The organism is Promicromonospora sp. MS192 (assembly GCF_049532985.1).
GTDB lineage: Bacteria > Actinomycetota > Actinomycetes > Actinomycetales > Cellulomonadaceae > Promicromonospora.
The window spans coordinates 610,911-624,860 of record NZ_CP186693.1 but is presented as its reverse complement, the minus strand read 5'-3'; the positions used below and the strand labels follow the sequence as shown (position 1 = coordinate 624,860).

Below are 13,950 nucleotides of genomic sequence, written 5' to 3'. Positions count from 1 at the left end.
TCAGTGCCGCTCGCTGCTGGTCGGTCGGTCACCTCCTGCTGGTCGGTCGTTCACGCGTAGGCGCAGGAGCCGGGCGGACACCGGGGCGGGGAGCTTGACCTCGAGGGTGGTCCCGCCGTCCACGAGGGTCGCCGCCTGGCTGTCCCAGGACGGGAAGAGGACCTCGACGGCGCCGGTGGCGACCAGGCCCGGGAGGGGGACCCGGAGCGCCTCGGTCCCCTCGTCCGGGGTGCCAGGGCTGCGCCACACGGCGAGGTACAGGTCCGCGCCGTCGCGGGCGCCCTGGACGATCCAGGGGTCTCGCCAGCCGGGCAGGCCGGTCGGCCAGACCGGGATCGCTCGCGCGATGGCCTCCCGCAGCCCCCGGTAGACGGCGAGCCCTTCGCGGACGACGTCGCGCTGCCCGCCGTCGAGCAGGTCGATCCGGCCCGCGAGGTGGACCCGCGACAGGGTGGCGGTGACCAGCGAGAACGCGATCTCCTCCGCGTCCATCGACCGGTCGACGGACGCCCAAACGCCAGCTTGCTCCGGGGTGATCGCCAGTGGTGCGGCCGCGGCGATCGGCGGCGTGAGGCGGAAGTCCTGCTGGTCGGTGAGCGACTGGACGGTGAACACGGCGCCGCCGGCGGCGTCGGTGCGTGACCCGCCGGCCGCGCACCCCTCCACGACCAGGCCCGGGTGCCGGTCCATCACCTCGGCAACCCAGGCGAGCATCGCCCGCCCGTGCCCCAGTAGCCCGTGCCCGGTCGGTTCGCCGCGTCCGGCGTCGGTGCCCGGGCCGATGTCGATGTTGTGGTCGAGCTTGAGGTAGCCCAGCCCGTAGTCGTGCACGAGCCGGTCCACGACGGCGTCCAGGTGGGCCCGGGCGGCGGGATGGCGCAGGTCGAGCTGGTGGCGGCCCCACTCGGTCAGGCGGTGGCCTTCGCGTTGGAAGAAGGCTTCGGGGGGCAGCGTGCGGGCGACCGGGCTGCGCACGCCGACGACCTCCGGCTCGAGCCATAGCCCCGGCCGCATCCCGAGCTCGCGGATGCGGTCCATGACGACGCCGAGCCCGCCGGGGAACCTGTGGGTGGACGCCTCCCAGGCGCCCACCGAGTCCCACCAGCCGCCGAGCTCGTCGTCGTACCACCCGGCGTCCATCACGTAGTACTCGGCGCCCAGGTCGGCGGCGGCCTCGACCAGGGGCAGGACGCGCTCGGTGCTCGGGTCGGACATGAGGCCGTTGAGGAAGTCGTTGTAGACCACCGGCAGGCTCTCGTGGTCGGGATGCGGCCTGCGGGTACGACGGCGGTGCGTCGTCAGTGCGGCCGCGAGGTCGCCGAGGGTCGCGTCCGTCCCGGCCGGGTGGCCGGGCACGACCGCGAGGCTGACCGGGACGGTGTCGAACCAGCTGCCGGGAGCGACATGCCCCGCCCACTGGTGCTCGGCGGACGTCGGCCCGGTGGCCACGAGGTAGACGTCCCCGTACCGGTCGCCGAGCTCGGCGTGCCAGGCACCGTTGGTCTCGACCTGCCAGGCGAGCATCCGCCCGTCCCGGGTGTCCTCGACGATCCCCATGGGCAGGTGCTCGGAGGTGGACCAGGCGCCCGTGGACGTCCACGCGATCCGGTTCTTGGACCCGACCTGGCCGTAGCGGGTCATCCCGACGTCGACCAGCCCGTGCTGGGCCGGCGTGGCCCGCTGCCAGCGGAACTCGCCGCTCCACGGGTTGGCGGCGTGCCAGACGGCCAGGTCGTCCTCCCACCGGGTGCCATGACCCAGGCCGGCCAGCGCTCCCGTGGTGACGTGCTCCAGCACGGCCGCGCGGGTGGCCGTGACCCGGGCCCAGGACCGCACGACCGGGACGCCGTCGGCCACCTCGTAGACGACGGTCGCCCGCAGCCCGGCCTGGTCCTCCGCGACGTCGAGCTCCAGGCGCGTGACCGCACCGGTGCGCTCTTCGCGGGAGCCGGTCAGCCGCAGCCGCTGCGCGGCGGCGCCGTCGACATGGCGCTTGCCGGCGGTCCCGGCGCGTCCTTCGCCGCGGAGCGCGACCTCCAGGACGGGCAGAGCCGACGGGCGCAGGCCTGCCACGTCGGGCCGTGCCTCGGCCGCGTGCCACAGCGCCACGAGCCGCGGGGCGGCGTCGGACGCGTGGGACACCGCCAGGCGGACCACGTCGTTGCCCCACTCGAGGTAGCGCTCCTCGGTCCCGGGCAGGCCGGGCAGGGTGACGGTCATGCGATCTCCCCGGTCACCGGGTCGAGCGTCCATCGGTCGCGCCACACCAGCTCCGCCCGGCCGTCCTGGACCTGCATCGGCAGCCACACGGGTGCGGAGTGGTACAGGTCGCGGGAGTCCCACCGGTCCCCGGCGTACACGTAGCTGGTGGTCTCGCTGCCCCGGACCGGCACCACCACGGAGACCTGCGAGTCGTAGGTCGCGGACCCTGGCGGCGCGACGTCGCGCCACTGGCTCCACGGCCCGGACGGTGACGTAGCGGTCGCGTACTGGTTGTCGTTGGTGGACCAGCCGGTCAGGTCGGACCCGAACAGGTAGTAGAGCCCGTCGGCCTTGATCATGGTGGGCGACTCGTAGCCGTGCGGGCCGACGGGATGGTCGCCGGGCCGGGTGAGCGTGGTGGAGACGATCTCCTCGACCGCGAGGTAGTCGGGGGACAGCCGGTAGACGTGCAGGCCGTGGTCGCGGTCCTCGCTGAGCAGGTAGCCCGTGCCGTCGTCGTCGTCGAACACGCCGATGTCCCGGCTGAGGTTGCCCAGCGGCCGCTCGGAGCGCACGTAGGTGTAGGGCCCCTGCGGCCGGTCGGCGACGGCCCAGCCGACGCGCGCGAGCGAGTAGTCCGCGGACTCGACGTGCAGCAGCATCACATAGGTTCCCGCCGGGTTGCGCAGCACCTTGGGCCGCTCCACGACCCGTCCGGGTGCGAGGTCGGGGATCGTCTCGTCGACCGCCAGCGCGTGCCCGTGGGAGGTCCACGTCGCCAGGTCCGGTGACGAGTAGCAGGCCACGCCGCCGAACGTCCCACCGTGGGTCTTGTCCTCGCCCCAGGCCCAGAAGACGCCGTCGTATCGCTGGATGCCGACACCGTGCAGCTGGGCGACGGCGCCGTGCTGGTCGACGAAGAGCCGCCCGGGTTCGATGACTCCGCGTGGGGCGTGCGAGGGCAGGGTCAAGGAAGTCCTCCTGGAGATGCGTAGGGGTGACGGACGAGGTGTCACTTGAGAGAGCCGATGGTCACGCCCGAGCGCCAGAACCGCTGCATCGAGATCATGAGGAGCACCATCGGGACAGTGGCGACGAGCGAGCCGGTCAGGACGAGGGCGGTCAGGTCGTACTGGGTGTCGACCCCCCGGCGCAGCCAGGAGTAGAGCCCGAGCATCACGGGCCACTTCTCGACACCCTTGAGGAACACCAGGGGCCACATGAACGTGTTCCACGTCGCGACGAAGTGCAGCAGGAAGATCGTCGCGCCGGCGGTGGACATCAGCCGTGTGCCCATGGAGAAGAAGATCCGGTACTCCCCCGCCCCGTCGATCCGGGCTGCCTCCATGAGCTCGCTCGGGACAGCGCCCTCGGCGTAGACCTTCGCGAGGTAGACCGAGAAGGAGCCGAACATGCCCGGCAGAATCATCGCCCAGATGGTGTCGTAGAAGCCGATCCGGGTGAACAGGATGAAGGTCGGGACGATCAGGAGGCTGCCGGGGATCAGGAACGAGCCGATGACCAGACCCATCGTGGTCCCGCGTCCGCGGTAGCGGTACTTGGCGAGCCCGTACCCGGCAGCGAGCGCGACGGCGGTCAGCCCGATCGAGCCCAGGCCTGCGTAGACCACGGTGTTCCACAGCCACCGGACGAAGATGCCGTCCTGGTAGGTGAACAGGGCGTACAGGTTGTCGAAGAGGTGGAACTCGGTGAACCACAGGCCGTTGCTGCGATACAGGTCGCTGCGGCTCTTGGTGGCCGACACGAACAGCCACCACAGCGGTGCGACGGAGTACGCGGCCAGGAGCACCAGGACCCCGAGCACGACCCACCGGGAGGTGCCGCGAGCCTCCGCGGCGGACCTGTCGGCGCGTTCGCGGCGGCGCCTCGTGGGCGTGCCGCCGACGGGCAGGGTGGGCGTGTCGGGCAGCGTCGCGCCGCTCATGCTTGCTCCTTGTTCATCACGCGGTAGATCACGGCCGACGCGGCTCCGACGACCAGGGCGAGGATGACCGACAAGGCGGTGGCGTAGTTGAGGTCGCCGACCTGGAACGCCTGGTTGTAGATCATCATCGCGGGGGTCAGGTCTTTGGTGATCGCCTCCGGCGCGACCGCGCGGAAGAGCAGCGGTTCGTTGAACAGCTGCAGGGTCGCGATGATCGACAGCAGCGAGGTCAGGACGAGCGACCCGCGCACGAAGGGCACCTTGATCGACACGGCGAGCCGGAGCTCGGACGCGCCGTCCAGCCGCGCGGCCTCGAAGATCTCGTGCGGGACGGACTGCAGCGACCCGTAGAGGATCAGCATGTTGAATCCGAGCGCTCCCCACAGGGTGAGGTTGCCGATCGATACCCAGAACAGGTCGGCGGAGTAGAAGTTCGGGTGGACGCCGAACAGCTCGAAGAACTGGGTCAGCGGCCCGACGGCAGGGCTGTACTGGTAGATCCAGACCACGGTCGCGATGATCCCGGGGACCATGTAGGGCAGCAGGAGCACGACACGGAACCGGGCCGCCGTCCGCCTCCGTGCGGCGTCGAGCAGCAGTGCGGCACCCAGGCTGAGCAGCTGCGTGACCGGCACCAGGACCAGCGCGTAGACGAACACCCGCAGCATGCCGGTCCAGAACACCGGGTCCTGGAAGCCGGCCACGAAGTTGTCCAGCCCGACGAAGGAGACGGTCTGTCCCCCGAAGCCCAGGCCCGACGACTTGGCGGCGAAGACGCTCTCGCGCAGTGCCATGACCACGGGTACCAGGACGAAGAGTGTGAATCCGGCGAGGAACGGGAACGTCAGCGACGCTCCCTTCCACGCCTGCACGGTGCGCCAGCCCAGGCGCGGCCGACGAGGGGAGGCACCAGGCCCGCCCCCGCCGCGGGTGCCGTTCCCGGGCGCGGTCCGCTCGGTGGTGACGGTCATCAGCATCCTCCCCTCGCGATCGCGGTCAGCCGACCGTGTGGTCGATGCCCTTGGCGTCCAGGTCGGCGGCCACGAAGTCCTGGACCGCCTGGAGCGCCTCCTCAACGGTGATCTCACCGGCCACCGCCTTGCCCCACTGGTCCTGCATCTCGGGGAACCAGGCGTCGTAGTTCGGGCCGAGCTCGAACTTTCCGATCACCCGGGACTGCGTCTCGACAATGACGTCACCCGCCTCCTCGTCATCGACGAAGAAGCCCTCGGGGATGATGTCCTCGACGTACGGCGCGGGGTCCGCGATCTGCGTGGGGAAGTTCACCGCGCCGGTCTGCGGGTTGCGGCCCGCCTCGATCCCGTCGGGCGACGCCGTCCAGGCCATGTAGGCCATCACGGCGTCGGGGTTCTCGCAGCCGACCGGCACGAACCACGGTTCGGTACGGCCGGGCGCGACCGGCTCGTCGGCGCCCTCGAACTGCGGGATCGTGGTCGCCACCCAGTCCCCCGCCGACTCGGTGAGGTTGGTCCTGAGGCCGGTCAGGGACCACCACTGCGTCGGCGTGGAAGCCATGTCGCCGGAGTCGAAGTGCGCGTACAGGGCCGGGCGGTCCTGGTACGTCTGGTTCGACACGAGGTCGTCGTCGATGAGCTGCTGGATGATGTCCGCGGCCTGGAGCGTCTCCTCGCCCAGGAAGTTCACGATCCACCGGTCACCGTCGATGGTGAACCACTCCGCGCCCGCCATCTGGGAGAGGTTGATGAGCGTGGTCGGGTCCTCGCCGGCGAGGTTGGTCATGTCGACGCCCTCGGCCCGCAGCTGACGACCCACATCGACGAACTCCTCCCACGTCGTGGGCACCGACACACCGGCCGCCTCGAAGGTGCGCTCGTTGTAGATCAGGAACTGGCCGTCCGAACCGGTCGGGACACCGTAGTAGCGGCCGTCGACCGTGGCCGACGCGAGCGCGCCCTCGCTGAAGACGTCCTCCAGCGGCGTGACGGCGTCGGTGATGTCCTGTGCCCAGCCGTTGACGACCGCCGTGGTCAGCGGCCCGAACCCCTCAACGAGACACGGGAGCTCCTCGCCGGCCTCGAAGGCGTTGCGGAAGTTCGTCTGGGTCGCGATGTTGTCGGCCTGCAGCACGTAGGTGGCCTCGACCTCGTCCTGGGCCTCGTTGAACGCCTCGACCGTCTGCTCGCCGGTATCAGGGTCCCAGCCCCAGATCTCGATGGGCACAGGGCCGTCCGCCACGGGACCAGCGGCCGAGCCGCCGGCGGAACAGGCGGCCAGGCTCAGCGTGGCCGCCGCGGCGACCCCCGTCGTGACCCAACGGGTGCGGTTCTTCCTCATCAGCTCTCTCCTTCGAGACATCCGTGCGCGTCCCCGTCACTCCGTCGGACGGGGCCTTGTCCGCACCGGCAAGAAACCTCCGCCGGCACCGCCGACAGGGTCGTTCCGAGACCCGACCACACCGTTCTCCACCGAGCGACGGTCGGGATATCGTTATCCTACACAGGTCAGCCCGAAGGTCAAGAGCCCGTCACCGACCCTCGATCGTCGGTTGGTTCAGCTCCTGGTGGACGGCTTTCCTGCAGCGGTTCTGCGGCCGGCCAGCCGTGGCACGACACCCCGCAGGGTCCAGGAGAACGATGTGCCCGGCCACCTCCCCTATCCTCGATCCATGAAGACCCAGAAGGGCTACCGGGCGCCGGTGCTCGCCGACGTCGCCCGCGAGGCCGGGGTGTCCGTGCCGACGGTCTCGCGCGTCCTCAACGGATCGAAGTACGTGGCCCCCGAGCTCGCCGAGCGCGTCCACCGCGCGGTGGCGACGCTCGGCTACCGCCCGAACGAGGCCGCCCGCTCGATGCGCTCCGGCCGGCGCACGCTGGTGTCCGTGCTGGCCGGCGCCACGGCCAACTACGGGTACGCACGCACGATCCAGGGCATCGAGATCGCCGCACGGCATGCCGGGATGTCCGTCACGATCACCGTCGTGGAACACGGCGACGACGACCTCAAGCGCTCCGTCGACCTCGCGCTGGCTCAACCCATCGCCGGGGCGATCGTGCTCGAGTTCGACCGGGCCGGCATCAACGCCCGCCACCTGCTGCCCGAAGGCCTCCCCGTCGTGGTGGCCGGCGGCGGGTCGCGCAGGACCGGCGGGGTCCCCGCCGCGCTGATCGACGAACGGACCGCCGCCCGCGAAGCCACTGCCTACCTGCTGCGCCTCGGCCATCGCACCGTCCACCACATCGCCGGCCCGACGTCCGGCAAGCACTCGGGCCGCACCGACGGCTGGCGCGCGGCCCTGACGGCCGCGGGCACCGACGCCCCACCCGTGATGAACGCCGACTGGGACGCGACGTCCGGCTACCGCTGGGGCGAGCGCATCGCGGGACGCGACGACGTGACCGCGGTCCTGTGCGGCAACGACGAGATCGCCATCGGGCTCATGCGAGCCCTGACCGACCGCGGCGTGCGTGTCCCGGAGGACGTCTCCGTCATCGGCTTCGACGACCAGCCGCTGGTCACCATGTGGCAGCCGTCGCTCACCACGGTCGACCAGGACTTCGAGGACCTCGGCCAGCGGGCGTTCGGCCTGCTGGCCGGGCTCATCGACGGCGACAACGAGGTGACGTCCAGCGTCGTCGTACCCCAGCTCGTCGTCCGCGAGTCGACCGCCGCGCCCCGGGCCTGAACCACCGGGCGGACCGACCGGACGACATCACCCTCCCTCGACACCGTAGGATAACGTTATCTCCTGATGATTCCCAGGAACTTGGAGCTTCCAATGACGGACCGGCTGCACGTGTCGCTGGCGATGCGCCCCGCCTCGCTCGCCGACCACCTCTTCGACGACACCCTGCGCCGCCGGATGCAGACCGTGGCGAACGTCCGGCCGGAGGTCCTCGAGGACTTCGAGAACCCGGCGTCGCGGGAGGCGCTCGCCGCGACCGACGTGCTCGTCGCCGGCTGGGGCGCACCGCCCCTGCCCGAGGACGAGCGCGCGGCACCCCGGCTGCGGGCCGTGCTCTCGGCGTCGGGCAACGCCGGCGGCATGCTGGGCCCGCTGGCCCGGACACGGGGGCTGCGGCTGACCAACGCACGGACGGCCAACTCCCGCCCGGTCGCCGAGTTCGCCGTGGCAGCGATCCTGCTCGCCGGCAAGCGTGCCCTGCCCGCCGCGCGCCTCTACGGCCAGCTGCGGGGCTCCGTCGACCGCGAGACGCACCTGGCTACGGCGGGCAACCACGGCGCCCGGATCGGCATCGTCGGCGCCTCGACGACGGGCCGGCTGACCATCGAGCTGTTGCGCCCCTTCGACCTGCACGTCGTGGTCCACGACCCGTACCTCGACGAAGCGGGAGCCCGGTCCCTCGGGGTCGAGCTCGCGAGCCTGGACGAGCTGGTGCGGACCTGTTCGGTCGTGTCCGTCCAGGCGCCCGAGCTGCCGGAGACCCGCGGCATGATTGGTGCCGCACAGCTCTCTGCCATGCCCGACGGCGCGACCTTGATCAACACCGCGCGCGGGTCGCTGATCGACACCGACGCCCTTGTCGCCGAGCTGCTCACCGGTCGTATCGACGCGGTCCTCGACGTCACCGACCCCGAGCCGCTGCCGCCCGACCACCCCCTGTGGGACTTGCCCAACGTGCTGCTCACCCCCCACGTCGCCGGCTCGCTCGGCAATGAGCTCCTGCGGCTCGGCGCACGCGTCGTCGAGGAGCTGGAACAGCTGGCCCAAGGCCTCCCGGCCCTCGACCCAGAGAGCTGACCGACCAGCTACGGGACCGAACGGTGCGGGGCACGGTTCTTGGCCGGCGAAGGCCGAGGCGGAGCATCTTGTGCAGCGATGACTTGCGTTCGCCCACCCCTCGGCTCCTGTGTCTGACCACCCGCGACGTGCAGCCGAGTCGCCGGGCTGTGCGCACTCAAGCGCCAGCAGTGCGGCCTGAAGGCACTGATGTGCGCGCGAGAGCACGGAACCGGCGAACAGTGGCCGATGCCGTCGCGCACGGTCAGACTGCCGGTGCCTACCGGCTCGCTACTGAGTCAGACGTCGCGCAGACCCCGGTGGCCATGACCGGTCACAGTCCGTGCAGCAGTCCCGTCCAGTAACGCGTCCGGTATCACCTCTCGTAAAGCATTCCCTAGAACTTCTGGCCGCCGCCGGGCACTTGCCGCGCCCGGAGGTGCGCCACGGCATCAGCGGTGGTGAGCGCCATCGCAAGGGCCCCGTCGACAGCTGCCTTCTCGGCGGCCGGGCCGATCGCGTCGCTGGTGAACTCGGGGGTGTGTGGTGCCGAGGTGCACCCCCGGATGGCGATGAGTGGATGGATCGAGGGAACGGTCTGGGAGACGTTGCCCATGTCCGTCGAGCCGCCTGGTGGTCCCGTATGTGGTTGCGGTGAACGTCCGAGGGCGGAGAGGTTGCGATCCCACGCATGGGCGAGCACGGGGTTCTGCACGACGTCGGCATACGTGGGCTCGGCGTCTTCCCAGCTCCACGAGCATCCGGTCGAGATCGCGCCGCCCTCGAAGCAGGCGAGGACGCGGCGTCGCGCGTTGTCCACGGCTTCGAGCGTGTCAGCGCGCACCTCGGCACGTACCCGGGTCGAGGACGGAATGATGTTCGTCGCCTCGCCTCCCTCGGCGACGAAGGCGTTGGCCCGGACGCCGTCGGGGAGGTGCTGGCGGAGGAGCCCCAGCGCGACGAGCCCGACCGTCGCGGCGTTCGACGCGTTGAGTGCCTCCGGGCTGGGAGCGCCCGCATGACCGGGGAGCCCGTGGAAGGACACGTCGAACCGCGCCACGGCCTGCGTGCGCACGTCCGCGCAGCGCAGGTCCGGGCCGGGCCCGCCGTGCACCATGAGCGAGAAGTCGACGTCGTCCCACGCCCCCGCTTCGAGCATGCGGATCTTGCCACCGCCATGCTCCTCCGCCGGAGTTCCCAGCAGTTTCACCCGGATGCCCAACGTGTCGGCGACGCCAGCCAGCGCGATCGCCGCACCGACGCCGGCCGCTGCGATGATGTTGTGTCCACATGCGTGGCCGATACCGGGGAGCGCGTCGTACTCGGCACAGATCGCGACCGTGATGTCCCCCTCCCCGAAGGTGGCGTCGACCGCGGTGTCGAGCCCGAAGGCTCCCACGCGCACCGTGAACCCTGCGTCGTGCAGCACCGCGGCCACGCGGGCGGCCGCACGGTGCTCGGTGAACGCAAGTTCGGGATCGCGGTGAATCTCGCCGCTCAGGGCGACGACCTGATCTCTCCAGCCCGCAGGCGAGGCGAGCAGGGCCTCGCGGACCTCGTCGGTCGCAGGGTGGGACAGTTGGGGTGGGGCGAGGGTCATCGTTCCTCGATCGGTTCGGTGGCGGGTCGGTCAGGGGGGCCTCGTGCAACGGTGCAGCGGATGCGCAGCCCCATGCTCACCCAGCACGGCGACCCCGCTACCTACAATGAAGGTTTATGACAACAGAGGATTCCTCGACGCAGATTGCGAGCCTCGACGAAACCGACAAGCGACTGATCCAGGCGCTCCAGATCAACCCTCGAGCCCGCTGGGCCGCTCTCGCGCCGATCATCGGCGTCGATTCGGTCACCCTCGCCCGCCGCTGGGAGCGACTGTCAGGGAACGGCCTGGCATGGGTGGCAGGCCACCCCGGCCCCGAGGCGCGCGGCCCGTCAGCCATCCTCGAGATCGAGGCCGACCCCGGCACCACGCTGGAGATCGCCAACGCGCTCGCCGCCGACCCCGAGGCGTTCACGATCGATCACACCGCCGGAGGCCGCGATCTGCTGGTGATCGTCGGCGCGACCGACCTAGAGGCACTGAGCGAGTACATCATGGGCAGGATGCGCCGGCTCGACGGCGTGCGGGCGACGCGCACGCTCCTGCTCAGCTCTCCGTTCACCGACGCCGGCCAGTGGCGCCTGCGTTCACTGTCGACGGACGAGGTGGCATCGGTCGAGCGCACGATCACCACACCGTCGGCTGGGCGCGGACAGGTCGAACGGCAGCTGGCGCACGACCTGCTGCAGATCCTCGGCCACGACGGGCGCGCCACCGTGACCACCATCGCCAGAGAGCTGGGCACGGGGCCACGCCGGATCCGTGAGGCGTTCGCGACACTCAGCGCCCAGGGACGCCTGGTCGTGCGCACCGAGGTCGCACGCGCCCACTCGGGGTGGCCGGTGCACGCCTGGTACTTCCTGCGAGTGCCGGCAGCCATGGCCGAACGAGTCGGCGCCGCCATCACCCGGCTCAACGAGGTGCGCATGGCCGCGTCGACGATCGGCCCGTACAACCTCGTGCTGTCGGTGTGGATGAGAACGCTCGCCGACGTACAGCGGCTCGAAGCTGCCATCGACGAGCGCATCCCCGGTGTCTCCATCGCCGATCGATCAGTGGTGCTGCGCAGCCTGAAGAAGGAGGGGCGCTACCTGAACGCGGTAGGACTGGCAACCGGCGTCACCGTCCCGCTCCAGGACTCATTACTGCATCGTGCGTAGTCTTGCGGCATTGAACCGGCGAATGGCCGATCTATGCGGCCTCAGGGCCTATCGTGACGCCGCATGGGACATGTGCAGCCGACCGTCGGGGTCTTCGATCTGTTCACGGTCGGGATCGGCCCCTCCAGCTCTCACACCGTCGGACCGATGAAGGCCGCAGCCGCGTTTGCCGCCTCGCTCGACGAGCACGGCGTCATCGACCGTGTGGCGAAGGTGCACGTCGAGATCTTCGGGTCCCTCGCCGCGACGGGTGCGGGGCACGGCACCTTCACAGCCGTGCTGCTCGGACTGACCGGAGCACGCTCGGACGAGATCACCCCTGACGAGTACACGGCGCGGCTCGACGAGATCACCCGCACGGGGGCTGTCGAGCTCGACGGACGGCACCCCGTCCCATGCCGGATCGAAGACTTCGTCCTGCGCCCGCTGACCGTGCACCCGCGACACCCCAACGCCCTCTCGTTCACCGCCGTCGATGCCGCCGGCGACGGCCTCTTGGCGCAGACGTACTTCTCGGTCGGGGGCGGGTTCATCGTGCGCGAGGGTGATGACCCCTCCCCCGCGTCCGCGAGGCCACAGACCTCACCTCTCCCGTTCCGTTCCGGGGCAGAGCTCCTCGCCGTGTGCGACAGGACCGGGCTGACGGTGAGCGAGGTGATGCGCGAGAACGAGCGCGCCCGCCGCCCGGACGACGAGATCCGCACGGGCCTGCACCGCATCTGGGACGTGATGGAGTCGAGCGTGCGCTCCTCCATCGAACGGGCGGGCGTGCTGCCCGGCGGGCTGGGCGTACGACGTCGCGCCGGCGAGTGGGCGACGCGACTGGATGTCGAGGACCCCGACCACGACGGTGAGCACTGGCAGCAGCGGGTGAACCTCATCGCCCTCGCCGTCAACGAGGAGAACGCGAGCGGCGGGCGCGTCGTGACGGCCCCGACGAACGGAGCAGCCGGCATCGTCCCCGCGGTGCTGTACTACGCGCTGCACTACACGCCCGCGGCCCGATCGGGCGGCGAAGGCGTGCGCGAGGACATCGTCGAGAGGTTCCTCCTTGCCGCGGCAGCGATCGGCACCCTCTACAAGGCAAACGCCTCGATCTCGGGCGCCGAGGTGGGATGCCAGGGCGAGGTCGGATCAGCGTCGTCCATGGCCGCAGCAGGGCTGGCCGAGATACTCGACGGCAGCCCGCGCCAGGTCGAGAACGCCGCCGAGATCGCGATGGAGCACAACCTGGGTCTCACCTGCGACCCGATCGGCGGGCTGGTGCAGGTTCCGTGCATCGAGCGCAATGCGATCGCGGCGGCGAAGGCCATCAACGCCGCGCAGATGGCGCTCTGGGGTAACGGCGAGCACCGTGTCTCGCTCGATCAGGTGATCGCGACGATGCGCGATACCGGCGCCGACATGAGCAACAAGTACAAGGAGACGGCGCTGGGCGGGCTCGCCGTCAACGTGGTCGAGTGTTGAGGCGATGACGAGGCCCGATGACGAGGCCCAAAGCGGGGCGACGCCCACACGGCGCCGCCCCGTCTTCAGCACGCTTCGAGGAACGCGACGATCGCCGCCGCCGCACGGGCCGGCCGCTCGTTCTCCCACGCGTGACCGCTCCCGGCGAGCACCAGCACATCGGCACGCGGGATCTCGCCCGCCATCGACAGCGCGTCCGTCACGGGCACCATCGTGTCGTCGCGCCCGTGCACGACGAGCGTTGGAGCGGCGATCGCGCCGAGGAGCCCGCGCGTGTCGAACGAGCGCGTGGCGGCAAAACGCCGCATGAGCGCGTCGTTGCGGTCGAGCGGCGCCACCATGCCTGTCGCCGTCAGGGCGGATGCCGCGGATGGCGCCATCTGCGCGAGGAGAGCCCTGGCGCGCCCCTCGTCACCGTTCTCGAGCGCACCCAGGAGCTCTGCGACGGCGACCGGCATCCGCTCGGCACGGAACGGGGCCTGGGACGTCGCACCGAGCACCAGGCCGTCCAGGAGGTCGGCGTGGCGCAACGCGAATGCCTGCGCCACCATCCCCCCGAACGATGTGCCGAGCACATGCGCACGGGAGAAGCCGAGCGCCTCGATCAGCGCGGCGAGGTCGTCGGCCAGATCGTCGGTCGTGTACGCCGACGGCTCGAACAAGGTCGCCCCGCGATCGCGCTGGTCGTAAGTGATCACCGTGAACGTTGCCTGCAGGTGCCTGCGGAGCTCGTCGAAGAGCTCCTGCCCGACCTGGAGCCCGTGGACGAGGACGAGGGGAGGCCCGGCGCCCTCGGCGCAGAACGAGGTGAGGCCCGCACCGGTGGGAACGAGCGACGCCGCGCCTCCCGCCATCC

At 70.8% G+C, this 13,950-nt stretch carries 11 protein-coding genes; 4 read left to right on the top strand and 7 right to left on the bottom strand.

Annotated elements, in window-relative coordinates; genetic code table 11:
* The 5 genes from ACO229_RS02815 to ACO229_RS02795 are packed head-to-tail and all read right to left on the bottom strand — an operon-like array spanning position 1 to position 6,463.
* On the bottom strand, positions 1-2,220 hold the full coding sequence (locus tag ACO229_RS02815; protein WP_423463685.1) for an alpha-galactosidase: 2,220 nt from the start codon (positions 2,218-2,220) through the stop codon (positions 1-3).
* Positions 2,217-3,173 (bottom strand): family 43 glycosylhydrolase, encoded by a 957-nt coding sequence (locus ACO229_RS02810; protein WP_423463684.1) that lies wholly within the window; start codon positions 3,171-3,173, stop codon positions 2,217-2,219. Before ACO229_RS02810 ends, ACO229_RS02815 begins: the two co-directional genes overlap by 4 nt.
* 41 nt (positions 3,174-3,214) lie before the next feature.
* Entirely contained in the window at positions 3,215-4,147 is a 933-nt protein-coding gene (locus ACO229_RS02805) for a carbohydrate ABC transporter permease (protein WP_423463683.1), read from the bottom strand.
* A complete protein-coding gene (locus ACO229_RS02800; protein WP_423463682.1) occupies positions 4,144-5,118 on the bottom strand; it encodes a carbohydrate ABC transporter permease in 975 nt (324 codons plus the stop codon). Before ACO229_RS02800 ends, ACO229_RS02805 begins: the two co-directional genes overlap by 4 nt.
* Before the next feature lie 25 nt (positions 5,119-5,143).
* Entirely contained in the window at positions 5,144-6,463 is a 1,320-nt protein-coding gene (locus ACO229_RS02795; protein ID WP_423463681.1) for an ABC transporter substrate-binding protein, read from the bottom strand.
* A gap of 331 nt (positions 6,464-6,794) precedes the next feature.
* Here ACO229_RS02795 and ACO229_RS02790 point away from each other — a divergent pair, with 331 nt between their 5' ends.
* Both ACO229_RS02790 and ACO229_RS02785 read left to right on the top strand, forming a co-directional pair.
* Positions 6,795-7,811 carry a LacI family DNA-binding transcriptional regulator gene (locus tag ACO229_RS02790; RefSeq protein WP_423463680.1) on the top strand — a complete coding sequence of 339 codons (1,017 nt, stop codon included), beginning with the start codon at positions 6,795-6,797 and terminating at the stop codon, positions 7,809-7,811.
* A 93-nt stretch (positions 7,812-7,904) separates the two neighbouring features.
* A complete protein-coding gene (locus tag ACO229_RS02785; protein ID WP_423463679.1) occupies positions 7,905-8,888 on the top strand; it encodes a hydroxyacid dehydrogenase in 984 nt (327 codons plus the stop codon).
* Positions 8,889-9,264: 376 nt separating this feature from the next.
* On the opposite strand, the gene ACO229_RS02780 is transcribed toward ACO229_RS02785, so the two are convergent.
* The gene (locus ACO229_RS02780; RefSeq protein WP_423463678.1) at positions 9,265-10,467 is read right to left on the bottom strand and encodes an amidohydrolase; all 1,203 of its coding nucleotides are present in this window, start codon (positions 10,465-10,467) and stop codon (positions 9,265-9,267) included.
* Between the two features lie 116 nt (positions 10,468-10,583).
* Between ACO229_RS02780 and ACO229_RS02775 the strand changes: the two genes are divergently transcribed.
* Together ACO229_RS02775 and ACO229_RS02770 are read left to right on the top strand one after the other, a co-directional pair.
* Entirely contained in the window at positions 10,584-11,627 is a 1,044-nt protein-coding gene (locus ACO229_RS02775) for an Lrp/AsnC family transcriptional regulator (RefSeq protein WP_423463677.1), read from the top strand.
* A gap of 63 nt (positions 11,628-11,690) precedes the next feature.
* Positions 11,691-13,094 (top strand): L-serine ammonia-lyase, encoded by a 1,404-nt coding sequence (locus ACO229_RS02770; protein ID WP_423463676.1) that lies wholly within the window; start codon positions 11,691-11,693, stop codon positions 13,092-13,094.
* A 65-nt stretch (positions 13,095-13,159) separates the two neighbouring features.
* On the opposite strand, the gene ACO229_RS02765 is transcribed toward ACO229_RS02770, so the two are convergent.
* On the bottom strand, positions 13,160-13,948 hold the full coding sequence (locus ACO229_RS02765) for an alpha/beta fold hydrolase (protein ID WP_423463675.1): 789 nt from the start codon (positions 13,946-13,948) through the stop codon (positions 13,160-13,162).
* Positions 13,949-13,950 lie beyond the last annotated feature (2 nt).